The 18333-nt window shown below is 67.4% G+C and carries 20 protein-coding genes and 1 tRNA gene; 11 read left to right on the top strand and 10 right to left on the bottom strand.

The genetic code is table 11. From position 1 onward, the window contains the following. Window positions 1-3: 3 nt before the first annotated feature. Entirely contained in the window at window positions 4-1143 is a 1140-nt protein-coding gene (locus ACFWUR_RS25795; protein WP_378910210.1) for a M23 family metallopeptidase, read from the top strand. A 34-nt stretch (window positions 1144-1177) separates the two neighbouring features. Here the strand turns inward: ACFWUR_RS25795 and purD are convergent, their stop codons facing one another. After that, the gene (purD, locus tag ACFWUR_RS25790; protein ID WP_378910209.1) at window positions 1178-2461 is read right to left on the bottom strand and encodes a phosphoribosylamine--glycine ligase; all 1284 of its coding nucleotides are present in this window, start codon (window positions 2459-2461) and stop codon (window positions 1178-1180) included. 200 nt (window positions 2462-2661) lie between these two features. Here purD and ACFWUR_RS25785 point away from each other — a divergent pair, with 200 nt between their 5' ends. From ACFWUR_RS25785 to ACFWUR_RS25760, 6 genes are all read left to right on the top strand, one after another. Further along, window positions 2662-3039 carry a PH domain-containing protein gene (locus ACFWUR_RS25785; protein ID WP_378910208.1) on the top strand — a complete coding sequence of 126 codons (378 nt, stop codon included), beginning with the start codon at window positions 2662-2664 and terminating at the stop codon, window positions 3037-3039. Window positions 3040-3052: 13 nt separating this feature from the next. After that, the gene (locus ACFWUR_RS25780) at window positions 3053-3478 is read left to right on the top strand and encodes an HIT family protein (protein ID WP_378910207.1); all 426 of its coding nucleotides are present in this window, start codon (window positions 3053-3055) and stop codon (window positions 3476-3478) included. An 80-nt stretch (window positions 3479-3558) separates the two neighbouring features. Then, window positions 3559-4080, top strand: coding sequence for a DUF3558 domain-containing protein (locus ACFWUR_RS25775; RefSeq protein ID WP_378910206.1), 522 nt, complete (start codon window positions 3559-3561; stop codon window positions 4078-4080). Window positions 4081-4112: 32 nt separating this feature from the next. After that, the gene (locus ACFWUR_RS25770) at window positions 4113-4502 is read left to right on the top strand and encodes a hypothetical protein (RefSeq protein WP_378910205.1); all 390 of its coding nucleotides are present in this window, start codon (window positions 4113-4115) and stop codon (window positions 4500-4502) included. A gap of 15 nt (window positions 4503-4517) precedes the next feature. Further along, window positions 4518-5924 carry a hypothetical protein gene (locus ACFWUR_RS25765; protein ID WP_378910204.1) on the top strand — a complete coding sequence of 469 codons (1407 nt, stop codon included), beginning with the start codon at window positions 4518-4520 and terminating at the stop codon, window positions 5922-5924. Continuing rightward, the gene (locus ACFWUR_RS25760; RefSeq protein WP_378910203.1) at window positions 5921-6676 is read left to right on the top strand and encodes an ESX secretion-associated protein EspG; all 756 of its coding nucleotides are present in this window, start codon (window positions 5921-5923) and stop codon (window positions 6674-6676) included. The genes ACFWUR_RS25765 and ACFWUR_RS25760 overlap by 4 nt, the downstream gene beginning before the upstream one ends. A gap of 182 nt (window positions 6677-6858) precedes the next feature. Here ACFWUR_RS25760 and ACFWUR_RS25755 read toward each other — a convergent pair whose 3' ends face one another. The 5 genes from ACFWUR_RS25755 to ACFWUR_RS25735 form a co-directional block, all read right to left on the bottom strand. Continuing rightward, a complete protein-coding gene (locus ACFWUR_RS25755; protein WP_378910202.1) occupies window positions 6859-8121 on the bottom strand; it encodes an RNA polymerase sigma factor in 1263 nt (420 codons plus the stop codon). Beyond that, window positions 8118-8465: a YciI family protein gene (locus ACFWUR_RS25750; protein WP_378910201.1), complete on the bottom strand. Its 348-nt coding sequence runs from the start codon at window positions 8463-8465 to the stop codon at window positions 8118-8120. Before ACFWUR_RS25750 ends, ACFWUR_RS25755 begins: the two co-directional genes overlap by 4 nt. A 207-nt stretch (window positions 8466-8672) precedes the next feature. Further along, window positions 8673-8744, bottom strand: a tRNA-Thr gene (locus ACFWUR_RS25745). A 76-nt stretch (window positions 8745-8820) separates the two neighbouring features. Continuing rightward, window positions 8821-9057 (bottom strand): MbtH family protein, encoded by a 237-nt coding sequence (locus ACFWUR_RS25740; RefSeq protein WP_022565839.1) that lies wholly within the window; start codon window positions 9055-9057, stop codon window positions 8821-8823. Between the two features lie 130 nt (window positions 9058-9187). Beyond that, entirely contained in the window at window positions 9188-10021 is an 834-nt protein-coding gene (locus ACFWUR_RS25735; RefSeq protein WP_378910200.1) for an alpha/beta fold hydrolase, read from the bottom strand. A gap of 174 nt (window positions 10022-10195) precedes the next feature. On the opposite strand from ACFWUR_RS25735, the gene ACFWUR_RS25730 reads away from it, so the two are divergent. The 4 genes from ACFWUR_RS25730 to ACFWUR_RS25715 all read left to right on the top strand — a co-directional run bounded on the left by ACFWUR_RS25730 (window position 10196) and on the right by ACFWUR_RS25715 (window position 14189). Continuing rightward, window positions 10196-10354, top strand: coding sequence for a hypothetical protein (locus ACFWUR_RS25730; protein WP_165610244.1), 159 nt, complete (start codon window positions 10196-10198; stop codon window positions 10352-10354). 45 nt (window positions 10355-10399) lie between these two features. After that, entirely contained in the window at window positions 10400-11932 is a 1533-nt protein-coding gene (locus ACFWUR_RS25725) for a trehalose-6-phosphate synthase (RefSeq protein WP_378910299.1), read from the top strand. 134 nt (window positions 11933-12066) lie between these two features. Beyond that, a complete protein-coding gene (locus ACFWUR_RS25720) occupies window positions 12067-12768 on the top strand; it encodes a response regulator transcription factor (protein WP_378910199.1) in 702 nt (233 codons plus the stop codon). A 32-nt stretch (window positions 12769-12800) separates the two neighbouring features. After that, window positions 12801-14189, top strand: a complete 1389-nt coding sequence (locus tag ACFWUR_RS25715; RefSeq protein WP_378910297.1) for a sensor histidine kinase — start codon at window positions 12801-12803, stop codon at window positions 14187-14189. A 113-nt stretch (window positions 14190-14302) separates the two neighbouring features. Here the strand turns inward: ACFWUR_RS25715 and ACFWUR_RS25710 are convergent, their stop codons facing one another. Genes ACFWUR_RS25710 through ACFWUR_RS25695 form a run of 4 tightly spaced genes read right to left on the bottom strand, consistent with a single transcriptional unit; the run spans window position 14303 to window position 18298 of the window. Continuing rightward, window positions 14303-14788 carry a h domain protein gene (locus tag ACFWUR_RS25710; RefSeq protein WP_378910197.1) on the bottom strand — a complete coding sequence of 162 codons (486 nt, stop codon included), beginning with the start codon at window positions 14786-14788 and terminating at the stop codon, window positions 14303-14305. Further along, window positions 14785-15669: a hypothetical protein gene (locus tag ACFWUR_RS25705; RefSeq protein ID WP_378910196.1), complete on the bottom strand. Its 885-nt coding sequence runs from the start codon at window positions 15667-15669 to the stop codon at window positions 14785-14787. The genes ACFWUR_RS25710 and ACFWUR_RS25705 overlap by 4 nt, the downstream gene beginning before the upstream one ends. After that, window positions 15666-17069 (bottom strand): MCE family protein, encoded by a 1404-nt coding sequence (locus ACFWUR_RS25700; protein WP_378910194.1) that lies wholly within the window; start codon window positions 17067-17069, stop codon window positions 15666-15668. Before ACFWUR_RS25700 ends, ACFWUR_RS25705 begins: the two co-directional genes overlap by 4 nt. Next, window positions 17066-18298 carry an MCE family protein gene (locus ACFWUR_RS25695; protein ID WP_378910193.1) on the bottom strand — a complete coding sequence of 411 codons (1233 nt, stop codon included), beginning with the start codon at window positions 18296-18298 and terminating at the stop codon, window positions 17066-17068. The genes ACFWUR_RS25700 and ACFWUR_RS25695 overlap by 4 nt, the downstream gene beginning before the upstream one ends. Window positions 18299-18333 lie beyond the last annotated feature (35 nt).

Here is an 18333-nt window from a genome sequence, read left to right as displayed (position 1 = left end):
GGGATGAAGCGGACAGCAACAGCGCGCGACGTGCGGGCGGGCACCCGGGCGGGCACCGAATCCGAGGTGGCCGAACAGCCCACCGATTCCGGCATCTCGCGAGCGGTGCCCGCCGTCGCGGACAGCGGATCGACACGATCCGGCAGTGCGGGCAAGCGTCGTCCGGTCAGCGTCAACGGCCGTATCCTGCAGGCGAATTGGCGTGAGCAGTTGCCTTCGAAGGTCCGGGCCCGCGATCGGATGGCCGAGTGGGCGGCTCGGTATCCGGTGGTCGGCGAGATCGCGGGCGAGCTTCGCAAAGGTGAGGTTCGCCAGGTCTTCTGGCGTCGGCCCAAGGCGCGGGCCGAGGATCTGTGGTCACGCAGGCCGAGCCGCGAGCGCGCGCGCGAGGTGCTGGTCGAACGGCGAGTGCTGCTCGCCGGAGTGCTCGCGGTCGCGGTGTTCGTCGCGGCCGACAGCCAGTTCGGCGCCGCCGCCGACGGGCCCCCACTCGCGCCGGGCGAAGCGTTGCACGTGGCCATCGCCTATCCCCCGCAACTGCTCCCCAACCCCCAGTCGGCGACCCGCATGCTCGCCGCCATCGACGCAGGTGAGAAGCGTCGCGAAGCACACGTGGTCGCCGCGGCGGCCCGCGCCACCCTCGAACGCGCGAAGGCGGAGGCGGCGGCCGCGGCGTCCGGCGAATGGCAGGACTGGATGGGACAGCGCGCCCCGGTGGTTCCCGGCGCGATGGTGCCGGGCTCGACGCCGTCCGGCGGCGGTTTCAGCCTGCCCGCCAAGGGCGCGTTCACCTCCGGTTTCGGCTCCCGCTGGGGCACCATGCACCGCGGCATCGACATCGCGGGCCCGATCGGCAGCCCCATCTACGCCGTGGCCGACGGCACCGTGGTCGAAGCGGGACCGGCCCAGGGTTTCGGCCTGTGGGTCCGCATCCGCCACGACGACGGCACCATCAGCATCTACGGCCACATGTACGACTTCTTCGTCTCCCAGGGCGAACGCGTCCCCGCGGGCATGCAGATCGCGCGCATCGGCAACCGCGGCGATTCCACCGGCCCGCACCTGCACTTCGAAATCGTGCAGAACGGTCAACATGTGGACCCACAGGCCTGGCTGGCGATGCACGGACTACGCCTGAACTGACCGCACGTCCGGCCTCGCCGCCGGCGGGCTCGAATTACTTCGCGACGCTGTTGCGCTCCGGAACGACGACATCGGTCGCGCCGATATCGGTTCGGAAATGGCTGCCGGTGAGCTTGATGCCCGCGAGCCGCGCGTAAGCCCGCTCGCGCGCCTGCGCGAGGTCCGCGCCGACACCCACCACGTTGAGCACCCGCCCACCCGCCGACACCAGCGCCTTGTCCTCGCGCTGGCTCGTCCCGGCGTGCAGCACCAGCGTTTCGCCCTCCAGCGCGCCGTCGTCGGCGCCGGTGATCACATCGCCGGTGCGCGGGCGCGCCGGGTAGTTCTCGGCGGCGAGCACGACGGTGATCGCGGACCCGTCCTTCCAGCGCGGTGCGTCGACCTCGGCGAGGCGTCCGGTCGCGGTGGCGTGCAGGAGTTCGGCAAACGGGCTGTCCAGCAGCGCGAGCACCGCCTGGGTCTCTGGATCGCCGAAGCGACAATTGAATTCGACGACGGCGGGGCCGTCGCTGCCGATCGCCAGACCCGCGTACAGCAGGCCGGAGAACGAACTGCCGCGCGCGACGAGCTCGGCCGCCACCGGCTTCACCACGTCGTCGACGATCTCGGTGAGCGTCTGCTCGGGCAGCCACGGCAGCGGGGTGTAGGCACCCATGCCGCCGGTGTTCGGGCCGGAATCGCCGTCGCCGACGCGCTTGTGGTCCTGCGCGGGCAGCAGCGGAATCACGGTTTCGCCGTCGACCAGGCAGAACAGTGACACTTCCGGCCCGTCGAGGAACGACTCCAGCAGTACCGGGTGGCCCTGCTCGAGCAGTTCGGCGCCGTGATCGCGCGCCGCGCGCCGGTCGGCGGTCACCACCACGCCCTTGCCCGCGGCCAGGCCGTCGTCCTTGACCACCCAGGTCGGGCCGAAGCGGTCGAGGGCCGCGTCCAGCTCGGCCGGGCTGTCGACGATCTCGCTGTGCGCGGTCCGCACACCGGCCACCGCCATCACGTCTTTCGCGAACGCCTTGGACCCTTCGATCCGGGCCGCGTCGGCCGACGGGCCGAACACCGGGAACCCGGCCGCGCGCACGGCATCGGCGACGCCGAGCACCAGCGGCACCTCGGGGCCGATCACCACCAGGTCGGCGGCCACCTCACCGGCCAGCGCGGCGACGTCGCCGGTGGAGCAGGGATCGACCGGACGTAGCTCGGCATGCTGGCCGATGCCGGGGTTGCCCGGGGCAGCGATCACCGCCGTCACCGACGGATCCCGGCGCAGCGCCAGGACGAGGGCATGTTCACGGGCTCCGGAACCGATGACGAGTACGCGCACGGCCCTAGATTAGTCGCGCACGTCGCCCGCACTTCGCAGGCCCCGTGCCGATCCAGGGTTCCGCCGTCCGTCAGCGATACCCGGTGGCGTCCCCCGGTCCGTGCGCGCGTTTCGAGCCTGGCCCTCGCGGCTCGGGTTCGATTGCGCCACAATGAAACCAGGTGTGGCACAGCAGCCGCCACCGAAACGGGGAGCACATCATGGGCCTGCTCGACGGAATGATGGGCAATGCCGGTCGCATAGATCCGGCCACCGCCCAGCAGGAATACGCGAAGCTGTTCGGGCAGGGCGAGCAGGTGTATGCCGCGTTCCTGCTGGTCCGCGATGCGATGCTGTTCACCAACCGCCGCCTGATCATGGTCGACAAGCAGGGCGTCACCGGCCGCAAGGTCAGCTACCACAGCATCCCCTACCGCTCGATCAGCCACTTCGCCGTCGAAACAGCGGGCACCTTCGACCTCGACGCCGAGCTCTACATCTGGATCGGCAGCGACAACGAGCCGCTCAAGCAGCGTTTCAACCGCCAGGTCGACATCTACGAGGTGCAGGGCATCCTGTCGCATTTCGTGTCGATCTAGCTACGCTCGCCGTATGGCATCCGTTTTCAGCGCGATCATCGCAGGTCAGATCCCCGGCCGCTTCGTCTGGGAAGACGACGAGTTCGTCGCCTTCCTCACCATCGCCCCCGTCACCCAGGGACACACCCTCGTCGTGCCGCGCGCGGAGATCGACCAGTGGCAAGACGTGGATCCCGCCGTGATGGCTCGGATGATGGGCGTCGCCCAGAAGATCGGCCAGGCCGTGCGCGTCGCCTTCGACGCCCCGCGCGCCGGCCTGCTCATCGCCGGCCTCGAGGTCCCCCACCTGCACACTCACGTCTTCCCCGCCTTCACCATGGGCAATTTCGACATCTCCGGCGCCGACCCCGAACCGGCCCCCGAATCCCTCGACGAGGCCCACACCAAGATCAAGACCGCCCTGCGCGACCTCGGCCACGGAGCCCACGTCCCCGCTTGATTTTGCCCTGGATGGAACCGAAGCGACCGGTCTCGCGTCTAAGAGATCGAGTGGTTGTTGCGTGCGAATGAGGAGAGACAATGCGACTGGTTGGCTTTGCCGCCGGGGTGTGCGCTGTAGTGGCGCTCGCCGGATGCTCTGAAACTGTCGACGGGCAGCCCGAGGTCAGCGGGGCTCCGCTGACCAAGGAGCAGCTGTTCGATCCGTGTGCTGTGCCGGATGGGGTATTGCAGGCGGCCGGTCTCGACCCGGCGTCGAAGGACGACAACCCGTTTTCGGTTGCTCGCGAGCAGTGGAAGGGGTGTGGCTGGAGGGGTGATGGGCACTTCGTGTACCTCAAATCCACTACCTACACTCTCGACGAGATTCGCGCGAATGACTACTTCCACGATTTCCAAGACATCACCGTTGGCGACAGGAAAGCAGTGCAGTATCTACTCGGCACCAGAACGCCACCGAATCAATGCGAAATCACCTTCGATACCAGCAAGGGCAGGGTAGCGGTAACAGCAACAAAATTCATCGATAGCAAATCGACCACCGACCCTTGCTTGCTGGCGAACACCGCAGCGCCGAACTTCTTGGATGTTCTTCCAAAATAGGCACAACGGAAACGACCGAGGGGATCTGAGCGATGGCGCCGAACGATATGGCCAAGGAATTTCAAACGATGGCGGGCGAGGCTGCGGCTGGCCGACTCATTATCGAATACGATGCGGCCGAACGGTGCGCGAAATGGTGCGATGAATATATCAAAGACTTGCAAAATTTAGCTGGACGCACCCAACAGATGGTCGCGGTCGATTCGTTCGGAATCCTCAACTCCGCAAAAACCCTCGCCAAAAAATTCGCAGACCTGGCCGAAGGGGGTGCCGGCTCCGGCTCCTATGCCGACGCCGCCACTCAGCACATCGAAATCCTCACCGCCATGGCCGACATGTACCGCAAAGCCGGTGCCGCCTACAAGAACTGCGACGAGGCCACTCAGCTGGCCATCAAGCAGCAGACCAACAAGCTCGACTGATTTCAGGGGGATACTATGTCGTTCGGAGAATTTCTTTCCGGCCTTTCCAATCCGAGCACCTTCTTACCCACGGTCGCCGATCGGGTGGGTTCGCTGTTCGATTACGACATCGAGCCGACGCAGTCCGAGCTGGATGCGCAATCGGATGGCAACAAAGAACGCGCGCAGATTTATGGCGACAACAGGGCATTGGCCTCTGGCTTCTCCGGCGAATACACCCCCCTCGTTGTACCTGGAGTGATGGAGAACTTCACCAATATGTCGCACTCCGACATCATGAAGTTTGTCGAATCGATCGACATCACGACGATGAGCACGAGCATTCAGGGCTGGACGCAGCTCGCCGACGACACGACCACCAAAGCAACCGGCTTCCACGACAACATCGCCAAGGAAATGGAACGCGGCTGGGCAGGCAGCGCCGCGAGCCAGGCCCTCGCGAGCACCAAGAGCTATCTCACGGAAATCCACAAGGTAGATCAGGCCGCGCGGCTGATCGCCAACAAGATGGCCGAGGCCCGTTCCGGTTTCCAGCAGGTGAAGTACTCGGTACCCCACGAGTCCGACAATCAGAGCGGCACCGTAGCCGGAATCGTCGCTACCACGCTGTCGAACGTGGCAGTACCCGGCCTCGGCAGTGCCACCGGCCTCCTCATGGACAGCACCAGCGCGGGCCGCGCCGATGCCGCCCAAGCCGCGGCGCGCCAGGTGATGACCACGGTCTACAAGCCGGTCGCCGAACAGTCGGACGAATTCGTCCCGAAGGTCCCCACGCCGGCAAAACCTCAGTCCGACAAGCCGACCGGTGACACCACGAGGGACAAGCCGACCGGCACCACCACCGATAAGCCCACCGGCAACAACACCACCACCACCGACCCGGGCGACGACGACACCACCCCCGTCACCACGGAACCGGAAACCCCGACCACCACGGAACAACCGGGCGACGACGACACCACCGGTGACGACGACACCACCAGCGGTGACGACACCACCCCCGCCTCGACAACTCCCGAAACCCCCACCACCACGACTCCGGCGGGCACCACTCCGGGCACCACCCCAGCGGGCACGTCCCCCGGCGGCCTCGGCTCCGGCGGCGGAGCGGGCGCGGGAGCGGGATCAGGTGCGGGCGCAGGCGCGGGAGCCGGTGCGGGCACCCCCGGCGCAGCTGTCCCCGGTACCCCCGGCCAGAAGCAGGGCGTGGCGGTGGGAGCGGGAGCGGGCGCTGGCACCGGCGCATCGTCGGGTCGCGCGGGCATGTCCGGCATGGGCGGGATGGGCGCACCCGGCGCGCGCGGCGGCGGCAAGGACGACGAGGACGAGCACCAGGCCCCGGACTATCTGCGCGGCGTCCACGAGGAACTGCTCGGCCCCGAGCGTCTGCACGTCCCGCCGGTGATCGGCGGCGACGCATGACCGACACCTGGGAGCTGACCCCGTTCGAATTCTGGGTCGCCTGGGAAACGCTCGGCCGCGACCGCATGCCCTGGCCGCTCACCTTCACCGCCGGTGTCGAAACCCAGGTCGAATTCGACCGGGAGTGTCGTCGCGCGGCGGATTCGCTGATCGCCACCATGGGCACCGACGAATCCCTCTACCACGCCTTGCACGCCCTCGCGCACCCCGAGATCCGCGTCGAACTGTTCGGCCACCGATTCGACGGCCGCACCCGCATGGTCCGCGCCTGTGCCACGACCGAGGCGGGCAACGGTGTCATCGCCGCCCAACTCCCCGGCCCCGAATACGGCCAGGGCGGCAACATCCTGATCTCGCTGCGCTCGGCTCATGCCATCGCGGGCCGCCTGATCGCTATCCTTCCGAAGGTCCCCCCGGGCAGCACCGGCGGTTTCAACGTCCACCGAGACGACTTCACCGCCACCCCCGACCCCTACGCCCGGCACCGCACCCCCGCCGAGCAAGCCCTGTCCTTCCTCAAACGCCCCTTTCGCACCTACGCGGAATTTCGTGTAGCCACCGGGCCTGCGCTGGACGGCTGGCAAGAAGGCGGCACCACCATCCAGTTGGTCGACTACACCGACGACGGTCGCTACCTCATCCACGAGGGCGAACGAATAGAAGCCACCCCGGCGACCACCGACCGGATCGAGGCCCATCTCCAACGCCTCATCGAGCAGGCTACGGCTAGCACTCGCCAATCCGCCTGGTAGTCGCCACCATTCGCTCGACGGGGGTGATCGTGTACAGCTCGGGGAGTCTGCACACGATCACCCCTTCGTCGCCCTGGGCGGGCGCCACTTGATCACCGAACCGCACGGCGCCCCGATCGCGGCGCAACCAGTGGAACGGTTCGCCTCACCGGCGCGGTCGACACCTCCGGCCTGACCATGAACTACTCCGGCACCGACCTGTACGTGCCTCGAGCACCCGGGTCGACTAGGTGGTCGCGTCGTCGCGTCAGATAAGCGCGTTCGGCCGGATTCTGGGTGGCGGCGATCGCGGCGTCGTAGGCGGAGCGCGCCTCTGCGCCGCGCCCCATCCTGCGTAGCAGATCGGCGCGGGCGGCGTGCCAGGCGTGGTAGCCGTCGAGCGGCAGCGAATCGATTTGTGCCAGAGCCACATTGGGCCCGTCCAGTTCGGCGATGGCGACGGCCCGGTTGAGTGCGACTATCGGGGTCGGGGTCACGGCGTAGAGCTGGTCGTAGAGAGCGACGATCTGGTTCCAGTCGGTGTCGCGGGCCTCGGCCGCGTCGGTGTGGACCGCGTTGATCGCCGCCATGATCTGATAGCGACCAGGTGGGTCGCCGCCTGCCGCGACTCGCCGCAAGCATTCGCGCACCAACGCGTGCCCCTCGGCGATGAGGGCGCGGTCCCAACCTCCCCGGTCCTGCTCGTCGAGCGTCACCAGCTGCCCACCCGCGAAACGCGCCGCCCGGCGGGCGTCGATGAGCAGCATCAGTGCCAGCAAGCCGGCGACCTCACCGTCGTCGGGCAGCAGATCGCGCATGATGCGGCCGAGCCGAACGGCCTCCGCCGTCAAGTCGGCCCGAATCGATTGCGCGCCGGCCAGATACCCCTCGTTGAAGACGAGATAGATGACGGCCAGCACACCGCCGAGCCGGTCGGTGACGTCATCGCGATCGGGCACGCGAAACGGGATGTGCGCGGCTTTGATCTTGGCCTTGGCGCGGGTGATGCGTTGGGCCATGGTCGTTTCGGCAACGAGAAACGCACGAGCGATCTCGCCGACCGTGAGCCCGCCGAGCAGGCGCAGTGTCAGCGCGACTCGCGCCTCCGGCGCCAATGCCGGATGGCAACAGGTGAATACGAGCCGGAGACGGTCGTCGTTGATCGGTCCGGTCGGTTCGTGCGGTGTGTGATCGTCGATGATCATGGCTGCCTGGTGTTTCGCGTCGCGCAGTGATTCCCGGCGGAGCCGGTCGATCGCGCGGTTGCCCGCGGTCTTCGTCAGCCAGCCGCCCGGGTTGGGCGGTATGCCCTCGACCGGCCAGCGTTCGATGGCGGTGAGCAGGGCCTCGCCCGCGGCGTCCTCGGCGATGTCGAGATCGCCGAAACGTCGAGCGAGCGAGGCGACCACCCGGCCGTACTCCTCGCGGTAGATCCGATCGATCCGCGCGCGAGTGTCGTCGCTCATGCGCCGTCGAATGTCCTGATCTCGATCTTCTGCTCGCAAACCGTCGACGCCCTGGCGGCGATCTTCAGCACGGCATCGAGGTCGGGGGCCTGTACGACCCAGAACCCACCGAGGTATTCCTTGGTCTCGGCATACGGCCCGTCGGTGACGACCACATCGGCACCGGTGTTGTCGACCGTGGTCGCCTCATCGGGCCGACCGAGCCCACCCGCGAACACCCACGCCCCTTCGGCCTTGAGTTCGTCGTTGAACCGCTCCGTCGCGTCGTACTGCGGCTGGGCCTCCTCCTGCGGAATGTCGTACACGCTCGGGTCCACAACAACGGAAAGCAGGTACTTCGTCATGGCGATTTCCCTTCGTCGGTGGCAACCGATCGGCCGCCTCTACCCTCACCACGAACGGCTGATCACGAATACGACAGCTCTCGACAAGATTGCTCGAATTCTCCCGAAATGGGCGGACCGATCCACCAGCGCTCGAGTCCGCACAGACACCGGCTGGACAGCCTCGGGTACGAAAAAGCGCCCCGGACGGATCCGGGGCGCTTGTCGAGCCCCCTGTCAGGATTGAACTGACGACCTTCGCTTTACAAGAGCGGTGCTCTACCACTGAGCTAAGGAGGCGGGTGGTGCGCGACCATCTTAGCCGCGCGCGCCAACCGCGTGACACCGGATCGGTGTCACGCGGAGGCGGAGGAGTTCAGGACTGGGCGCGGGCCGCGTCGTCGGCGGCCATCGCGTCACGCAGGCTCTTGGGCCGCATGTCGGTCCAGTTCTTCTCGACGTACTCGACGCACGCTGCCCGGCTTTCTTCGCCGAACACGACACGCCAGCCCGCCGGGACCTCCGCGAACGCGGGCCACAGGGAGTGCTGCTCTTCATCGTTGACCAGAACGAAGAAGCGGCCGTCCTCGTCGTCGAAGGGGTTGGTGCTCATTTCACCTCACTGGATACTGGCGCTGTGTACAGGATCACTGCGCGGCCGCGAAGCCACGAGCGTTGTGTCGACCCTAGCAAGGCATACGTTACTGGTAGGGAGTTACCCGATGCTGCGCCGGTCAGGGTGGTCAGGCGGCGAAGAAGTCCAGCAGGATCTTGTTGACCGCCTCGGGACGCTCCAGGTAGCCGTAGTGGCCCGTGTCCGGGATCTCCTGGTAGCGGGCCCCGGGGATCGCCTCGGCCACCTCGCGCGACAGGTACGGCGGAATCATCCGATCGTCGGCGAACCCAATTGCCAAGCAGGGCACCGTAATCGAACGATACGCGGCAACGCGATCGAATTCGTGATCCATCGCCCGCTGGGCACGGACACCCGGCGAGGGAGTCCCCACGGTGAACTCGAACAGATCGAGCCAGTCGCGCGCGGCGTTGGTGTCGGCCATCGTCGCGGGCGACAGATTCATCACCGCGCTCAATGCCGCCTCGAATTTCGCGGGCAGCGTCACCGCCGAGGCGTCGAGATCCTGCTCGCCGGCCGACAGTGTCTTCTGGAACTGGTCCAACCTGCCGTGACCGGCCATGAACACGGCCTTGCGAACCAGATCCGGCCGGGCCAGCGCCAGCTCCTGCGCCACCCGCGCACCCATCGACGTACCGGCGACCAGCGCGGGGCCTTCGCCGAGGAACTCGATCAGCGCGGCGGTGTCGGCGACCAAATCCTCGATCCGCATACCGCCCGCGGCTTCGAAGGAGGGCGCGATTCCGCGATTGTCGAACACACAGACCCGATAACCCGCCGCGACCAGCGCGGGAACCTGGTGCAGCTCCCATACCCGGCCCGGCGACCCGGTCCCCATGATCAACACCACCAGCGGACCACCGCCCCTGACGTCGGTGCCCTTGGTACGGTCGCCCTTGACCTGATAATTCAGTGCGATGCCGTTCACCGTGGCCAGTGGCATGAAGAAACCTCTCTGCGGGGTCGATCGTGTACTACCGACACGGTAACGGGACCGCCACGACACGGCACCGGGGCGGGGTGTTACGCGTCGCTAGTTCATCGGCGGTGCGCCGGCGCCCGATAGTATTGGTCACTCGCAGGTAGAGCGCAGGGAAACCGGGAGGACGAACCCATTATGGCCGCGAAGAGCACCGCCAACGACATCGCCGACGACGAACTCGAGCCGCTTGCCGACGAAACCGCCCGCCAGGCACAGAAGGTCGTCGCGGCACACGCCGAAGACGCCGACGAGTGCCGCATGCTGCTGTCCATGCTCGGCATCGCTCCCGCCTGAACACAGCGCACCCCTGCGACGCATAAGGATGCGTGAGTGGACCAAATGATCGATCAACCGTCCAATGACCGTCCGTCCGAAAACAGTGAAACCCTCGTGCCGACCGGCGCGGGTTCTGGATTTGTCGTCGTCGCCAACCGGCTTCCGGTCGACCTCGAACGCCTGCCCGACGGCACCACCAGGTGGAAGCGCAGCCCCGGTGGGCTGGTCACCGCACTGGAACCGGTGCTGCGCACCAACAAGGGCGCATGGGTCGGCTGGTGCGGCGTGCCCGACGTCGAGGTCGAACCGATCATCGAAGACGGGCTCGAGCTGTATCCGGTGCCGCTGACGGCGCAGGAGGTGGAGGACTACTACGAAGGGTTCTCCAACGGCACGCTCTGGCCGCTGTATCACGATGTGATCGTGCGCCCTGTGTACGACAGGGACTGGTGGGCAGCCTATGTCGAGGTCAACCGGCGTTTCGCCGAGGAGACCGCGAAGGTGGCCGCCGAGGGCGCGACGGTCTGGGTGCAGGACTACCAACTGCAGCTGGTGCCCAAGATGCTGCGCATGCTGCGCCCCGACCTGACCATCGGCTTCTTCCTGCACATCCCGTTCCCGCCGGTCGAGCTGTTCATGCAGATGCCGTGGCGCACCGAGATCGTCGAGGGCCTGCTCGGCGCCGACCTGATCGGTTTCCACCTGCCCGGCGGTGCCCAGAACTTCCTCTACCTGGCCCGCAGACTGGCCGGTCAGCCCACCTCGCGCGGCACGATCGGGGTTCGCTCGAAGCTCGGTGTCGTGCAGGTCGGTTTCCGCACGGTGCGCGTCGGGGCGTTTCCCATCTCGATCGATTCCGCCGAACTCGACGAGTCGTCACGTCGGCGTTCGGTGCGCGAGCGAGCCGCGCAGATCCGTGCCGAGCTGGGCAATCCCAAGAACATCATGCTCGGCGTCGACCGCCTCGACTACACCAAGGGCATCGACATCCGGCTCAACGCGCTGCAGGAACTGCTCGAGGAGGGCCGCGTCGACCCGTCCGAGACAGTGATGGTGCAGCTGGCCACCCCCAGCCGTGAACGCGTGCAGAGCTATATCCAGATGCGCGGCGACATCGAACGTCAGGTTGGCCGGATCAACGGCGAATTCGCCCGCGTCGGCTACCCGGTAGTGCACTACCTGCACCGCCCGATCCCCCGCGACGAACTGATCGCCTTCTTCATCGCCGCCGACGCCATGCTGGTCACGCCCCTGCGCGACGGCATGAACCTGGTGGCCAAGGAGTACGTGGCCTGCCACAGCGATCTCAACGGCGCCCTGGTGCTGAGCGAGTTCACCGGCGCCGCGGCCGAGCTGCGCCAGTCCTACCTGTGCAACCCGCACGATCTGGACAGTGTGAAGGACGCGATCATCGGCGCGCTCGACGACGATCGCGACACCAAGCGCCGCCGGATGCGCTCGCTGCGCCGTCAGGTGCTCACCCACGATGTCGAACGGTGGGCGCGTGCGTTCCTCGACGCCCTGTCGCACGGCAGTGTGGCGGGTTCGGCGCTGATGAGCGACGAGCAGACGTACCCCGCCGACGACGCTCGCTGAGCACACAGCGACCTCACAGCGTGGGTCCAGCCACTTCCCAGCGGGGTGGTGAAGCATAGAGGCATGGACGATCAGCGCCAGGAGACGGCTCGCGTGGTCACGCGGTGTGCCCGAGCATGCCGAACGGGCCGCGCATGAGCCTGCCGGAGGCGCGGGTGCTGGTCGTGGACGACGAACCGATGATCGTCGAACTGCTGGCGGTGAGCCTGCGCTACCAAGGGTTCGAGGTGGCAACGGCCGCCGACGGCGCCGAGGCGCTGGATCGGGCACGGGCGTTCCGCCCGCAGGCACTGATCGTCGACGTGATGATGCCCGGCATGGACGGCTTCGGCCTGCTGCGCCGGTTGCGCGCCGACGGATTCGACGCGCCGGTGCTGTTCCTGACCGCGCGCGACGAGGTGGACGACAAGATCACCGGGCTCACCCTCGGCGCCGACGACTATGTCACCAAGCCGTTCAGCCTGGAGGAGGTGGTGGCGCGGCTGCGGGTGATCCTGCGTCGCGCCGGCCACGCCGAACCCGAGCAGGCGAGCACCCGGTTGCGCTTCGCCGACATCGAACTGGACGACGACACGCACGAGGTGTGGAAGGCGGGCGAGCCGGTTGCCCTGTCCCCCACCGAGTTCACGCTGCTGCGCTATTTCATGGTGAACGCGGGCAGCGTGCTGAGCAAACCGCGCATCCTCGATCACGTGTGGCGCTACGACTTCGGTGGTGAAGTCGGCGTGGTGGAAACCTATGTGTCCTACCTGCGCAAGAAGGTCGACACCGGCGAACAACGGTTGATCCACACACTGCGCGGCGTCGGCTATGTGATGCGTGAGCCGAAGCGGTGAGCAGGCTCCCCCTGCGGGTGACGCTGGTACTGATGCTGGTCGCGTTGGCCGGATTCGGTTTGGTCGCTTCGAGTTTCGTGGTCACCAAGGCGATGGAGAACTCGCTGCGCAACCGTACCGATCAACAGTTGCAGGACGCGGCGCAGGAGTGGGAGCGGCGGGTGGGCCTGCCCGTGCCGAATCTGCCCCCGCCCTCGTCGTATGCCGGGCAGCCGCCGGGACGCTACTTCGTGACGGCCGAGAGCGCGGACGGCACCCGAACAGTGCGCCTGGACAATGTCTTCGGCACCACCTCCGAGCCCGACCTCCCCGATTCCCCCGCGCTACAGCCGGTCACGGTCGGTTCGCTGGGCGACTCGGGCGATCAGTGGCGGGTACTGACGGTCAACGGCCATCGCGCGACGGCAACGGTCGCGTGGCCGCTGACCGACAACATCGAGACGCTGCGCAATCTCGTGGTGCTGCAATTGATCGTCGGTGCGATAGTGCTGCTCGCGCTGGCCGTCGCGGCCTATTTCGTCGTGCGCGGCAGCCTGCGACCACTACACCGGGTCGAGGCGACAGCGGCGGCGATCGCGGGCGGCGAGCTGCATCATCGAATCCCGGTGCACGGCAACGCCACCGAGGTCGACCGACTGTCTCGATCGCTGAACAGCATGCTGACCCAGATCCAGCAGGCCTTCGCCGCCACCGAGGCCTCCGAGACGGCCGCGCGCGAGTCCGAGGCGAAGATGCGACGTTTCGTCGCCGACGCCAGCCACGAACTGCGCACTCCCCTCACCACGATCCGCGGGTTCGCCGAGCTGTACCGCCAGGGCGCGACCACCGACCCCGCGATGTTCATGAACCGCATCGAACACGAGGCCCAGCGCATGGGCCTGCTGGTGGAAGACCTGCTCATGCTGGCCCGCCTCGACGCCCAGCGCCCCGTGGAGCAGGGCCCGGTGGACCTGCTGGCATTGGCGGGCGACGCCGTCCACAGCGCACGCGCGGTCGAAGCCGCCGCGGGACAACACCGTCCGATCACCCTCGACATCGCCGCGGGCACCGGCACCCTGGAAGTCCTCGGCGACGAGCACCGCCTCCGCCAGGTCCTCACCAACCTGCTCGACAACGCCCGCACCCACACACCCGACGGCACCTCGATCACCGTCCGCCTGACCCCCGCCGACGACGAGGTACAGATCGAGGTCGTCGACACCGGCCCCGGCCTCGACCAGGCTGCCGCCGACCACGTCTTCGAACGCTTCTACCGAGCGGACACCTCGCGCACCCGCAGCAGCGGCGGCACCGGCCTCGGACTGTCCATCGTGCAAGCCCTGGTAGCCGCCCACCGCGGCACCGTCGAAGTCGCCGGCACCCAGGGCACAGGGACGACGTTCACCGTCCGCCTCCCCCGCGGCAGAACACTGGACGCATGATCACCAGGCCACCACGGTGACATCGCCCGAGAAGGAAAAACCACCATGTCCTGGTGATCAACCGACCAGCTGTAGTACGACGGCGACGTGGTGTGGGGTGGCGCTATTTGGGGTCAGACCGGGGTTACCTGGGCTACCAGCCAGCGGTTGTCGGACTTGTCCAGGGTGACTCGCACCCGGCTGCCGGAGGTCGCGCCGTCGGGGGTGTCCTTGCTGGTGGTCAGCTGGTTCAGGTAGAGCAGCACCACGGCGTGCTCGGGCTCTGCGGAGACGACGCCCTCGGCCTGGGTGGTGGCCTTGACGGTGAGCTGCTTCTCCTTGGCGCCCGGCGCGATAGCTTCCTTGATGAGCTTCAGGTAGTCGTTGCGGAAGGACTCGGTCAGGCCCTCGGCCGCCTTCGGCAGTTCGGTGTCGACGGTGGCAGGCTCGTAGGTGAACATGGCGCTGACCGTGCGGCCGGCCGTGCTCATCGCGTCGACGCGGGCCTGCTCGGTCCGGTCGTGCTGCCAGAGCTGATAGCCGCTCACACCGAGCACGATCGCGGCGATCAGGCCGAGTGCGGCGAGGCTGCCGAAGACGATCTTCATACGCTGGCTCATCCCACGAACTCCACCTTCGACACGGTCATTCCGGTGTCGCCGTTCGACACCGTGACCCGGAACCGGTACTGCCGCGACTGCGGGTCGGGCGAACCGTTGTTGCTCACCATCTGCTTGGCGGCGACGAGTATTTGTGCGGATTCGCCGTCAGCGGTGACGATGCCCGACTCGACCACCTCGCCGGTGGAGACCACGTTCGCCTGCTTGACGACCTCCATGAACGGATCGACGCGACCGTCGAATTCGGTCTTGAAGTCACCGGAGGCCACCGACAGGATCCGGTCGATGTCCTCCTTGGCCGACTCGGCGCGAATGGTGGTGAGGTTCAGCACGGCCTGGCGGGCGGTTTCGGTGTACTGCGCGCGCAGGTCCTCGTCCTTGTTCGCCGAGTAGGCGGTGAAGGCGGCGAAACCGGCACCGACGACCAGGGCGAGCACGAGCACGCTCGCCGCGGCGAGCGCCAGGATGCGCCCGCCCGAGCCAGGCGCCTTGTCGTCGGCGGTCTTGTTCAGGTCGACCGGCTCGCTCCCGGCGGGCTTCGCGGTGGCGTCCTCAGACTTCGCGACGGTCGCGGCGGACTTCGAGGTGACTTCCGGAGCCTTCATGGAAGTGTCGACGGAATCCGAGGTGACACCCGCAGCCTTCGCGGAGGTGTCGGCGAGCTTCACCGTGGCGTCCTCGGACTTCGCGGGGGCGTCGGCGGACGTAGGGTCCGCGGCCTTCGAGGGATTCTCGGCGAGCTTCGCAGTGACCTCGGCGTCCACCGGTGATGTGGATTCGCTCTTACCGATGGTGACCGTCCGGACCGCCGCGTCCTCGACCGGTGGCCCGGCCGTGCGTGCGGCCCGCCTACGCGGGCGGCGGTTGTCGTTGTCGTTCATCGTTGCTGCTCCTCCAACATCGCCTGCCAGCTGGCCGGCACGGTGCCCGACCCGTCCTCGGCGATGTCACCTTGGCGGTACGTGCGTCCGTCCGTGCCCAGATAGCTGCCCGTCGACGGATCATAGGGGCGCGCTGCGGCGGGCGTCACAGCGCCCGTCGATGCGCCTGCCGGTGCCGACGCCGGAGCGACCGGCTCAACCGGTCCGAACGGTGGGTTGTTGCCTTCCGGCACGAACCCGGTCCGGCACAGTTCGGGTGTGGGTGCCCGGACACCGGGGAACTCCATGCACGGCGTGTTGCGAATGCCGCGTACCTCGATATTCGAGTCCTGCGGCACCTTGCAGTACAGCCCGGGTGGAGTATCCATCGGGGTCAGGTCGCTCGGTTCCCGCCGCTGATCCGCGGGCAGGAAGCCGGTGGTGCAGGCGGGCGGGTCGTGGACAACGGTCATGAAGTCGACCATCACGCCGTACTTCGTCGGCCCACGGATCGCGGTTCGCAGCGCCGCGATCAGCGGCGGGAAGACGACCATGAGCTGTTCCACGCTCGCGTTGTAGATCACGCCGACCTGCCCGATACTCACCAGATTGCCGGCCAACAGCGGCAGGGTGGGGCGCAGGGACTGGAACTGCTCGGTTACCGTCTCCATCGCGGAAGGCCCGTTGTTCAACAGGCTCCGCAGCGCGGGATCGTGCTCGCGCAGCTGGTCGGTGACGGTGGCCAGATCTGCTGTCCAGGAACGGATATCGTCGGCGGAGCGGGTCTGGGTGTCCAGCAGCGGACCGATTTGGTCGAGCAGTTTCTTGGTCGGCTCGATGTCGCTCTCGGCCTGCTGTACCAACAGCGCGGCCGAGTCGATGAACCGCTGCAGATCGGGCCCGGCACCGTTGAACGCGAGAAACGCCTCGTCGATCACCTGGCGCAGCCGGGTGTCGGCGACCGTCGCGAGCAACTTGTCGGCCTGGTCGAGCATCGCACCGACATCCTGCGGCAGGTGCGTGCGCGATTCGGGGATGACCGAGCCGTCGCGCAGATTCCCGTCGGCCGGTTGATCGGTGGGGACCAGGTCTACGTACTGCTCGCCGATGGCCGAGACACTGCGTACCCACGCGCTCGAATCGGCGGGCACCTTGTAGTCGCTGTCGATCGACAGATCGGCTTCGACCCCGGCGGTCGTCAAGCGCACCGCCTCGACCTTGCCGATGTTCTGCCCGCGGTAGGAGACATTGGCGGTGGGATAGAGCCCGCCGGTGGCGGCGAGCTGCACGGTCACCGCGTACCGGCCGATCCCGAACATCGCGGGCACCTGCACGTAGGCACCGCCCATCACGACGAGACCGATCACGGTGAGCACCGCGAAGATCGCGAGCTGGACTCGCACGAACCGGGTGAGTGTCATCGACCCGCCCCTTCCTGGCCGGGCAGCGGCGCGGTGATGCCGGGGATAGCGGGCAGACCGGGAATGGACGGTAGCCCCGGAATGGTGGGCAGGGGTCCGGGGACCGGCGGCGCCGCGAACGGCGCGGTGGCCGGGTCGGCGGCATCGGTGGCGGTCGACGGCGCGAACGAGCCGACGACCCCCTCGACCCCACCGAAGCGACCGCCGAGTGGCGTGCCGGTGAGCCAGTTGCTGTCGAGACGACTACCGGTCAGGTCGAACGTGATGAACAAGTTCATGTAGTCGCCCATGATCGCGTTGTCGATGTTCCTGATCGGGAACGGGAACGTCGGCAAGATACCCAGCGCCTGGATCAGGTTGTTTCCGGTGTCGGCCAGTGTCTTCAGCACGGGACCGAGACTGCGGAGGTTGGCCACCAGATCGTCGCCGCTGGTCTTGATGAGCCGTTCGCTGACATCACCGAGCTCACCGAGCCCGGTGATCGCCGAGGTGATATTCGCCGATCGATCGGCCAGGGCGGTGAGCGCGGGATGGATCTGCTCGATCGCCTCGGCGATCACGTCCTTCTGGCCGGCCAGTTTCACCGAGAGCCGGTCCAGGCCCTCCATCGCGGCGATGATGCTGCCGGTCTGCCGCTCCAAGCCGGTGGTCAGCTCGTTGAGCTGCGGCAGCAGGTCGGCGATCTCGGCCTCGCGGCCGTTCAGCATCGCGTTCAGTTCGGTGGTGATCGTCTCGAGCTGCGCGATACCGCCGCCGTTGAGCACCACCGACAGCGAGGACAGGACCTGCTCGGTGGTCGGATAGGCGCCTGCCCGCTCGAGCGGGATGACGTCGCCCTCGCGCAACTGCCCCTGCGGTGCGCCGGTCGTCGGCGGCGCCAGCTCGACGTGGTTGCTGCCGAGGAGACTGGTCTGGCCGATCTTGGCGAATGCGTTGGCGGGCAGGCGGACATCGGGGTTGAGCGAGACCGTCACCAGCGCGTGCCAGCCCTCGACCTCGATCCCGGTGACATTGCCGACCTCGACGTCGTCCACCCGCACCGGCGAATTCCGGGTCAGGGTGGTGACATTGGGCATCTGGATCCGCACGGTGTAGGAGCCGGCCATGCGTCCCTCGGAGCCGGGCATGGGCAGGGAGTTGAGCCCGTCCCATTGACAACCGGTGGTGCCGAGCGCGACGGCGACGCCGACGGCCAGCCCGGCGAGTGTGCGTTGCCGCCTCTGGCTCACGGCCGCCTCGATTCTGGAAGGACTGGAGGGTGCGA

Origin of the sequence: Nocardia sp. NPDC058633 (genome assembly GCF_042717045.1) — a bacterium.
GTDB lineage: Bacteria > Actinomycetota > Actinomycetes > Mycobacteriales > Mycobacteriaceae > Nocardia.
This window is presented reverse-complemented; position numbering and strand designations above follow the sequence as displayed.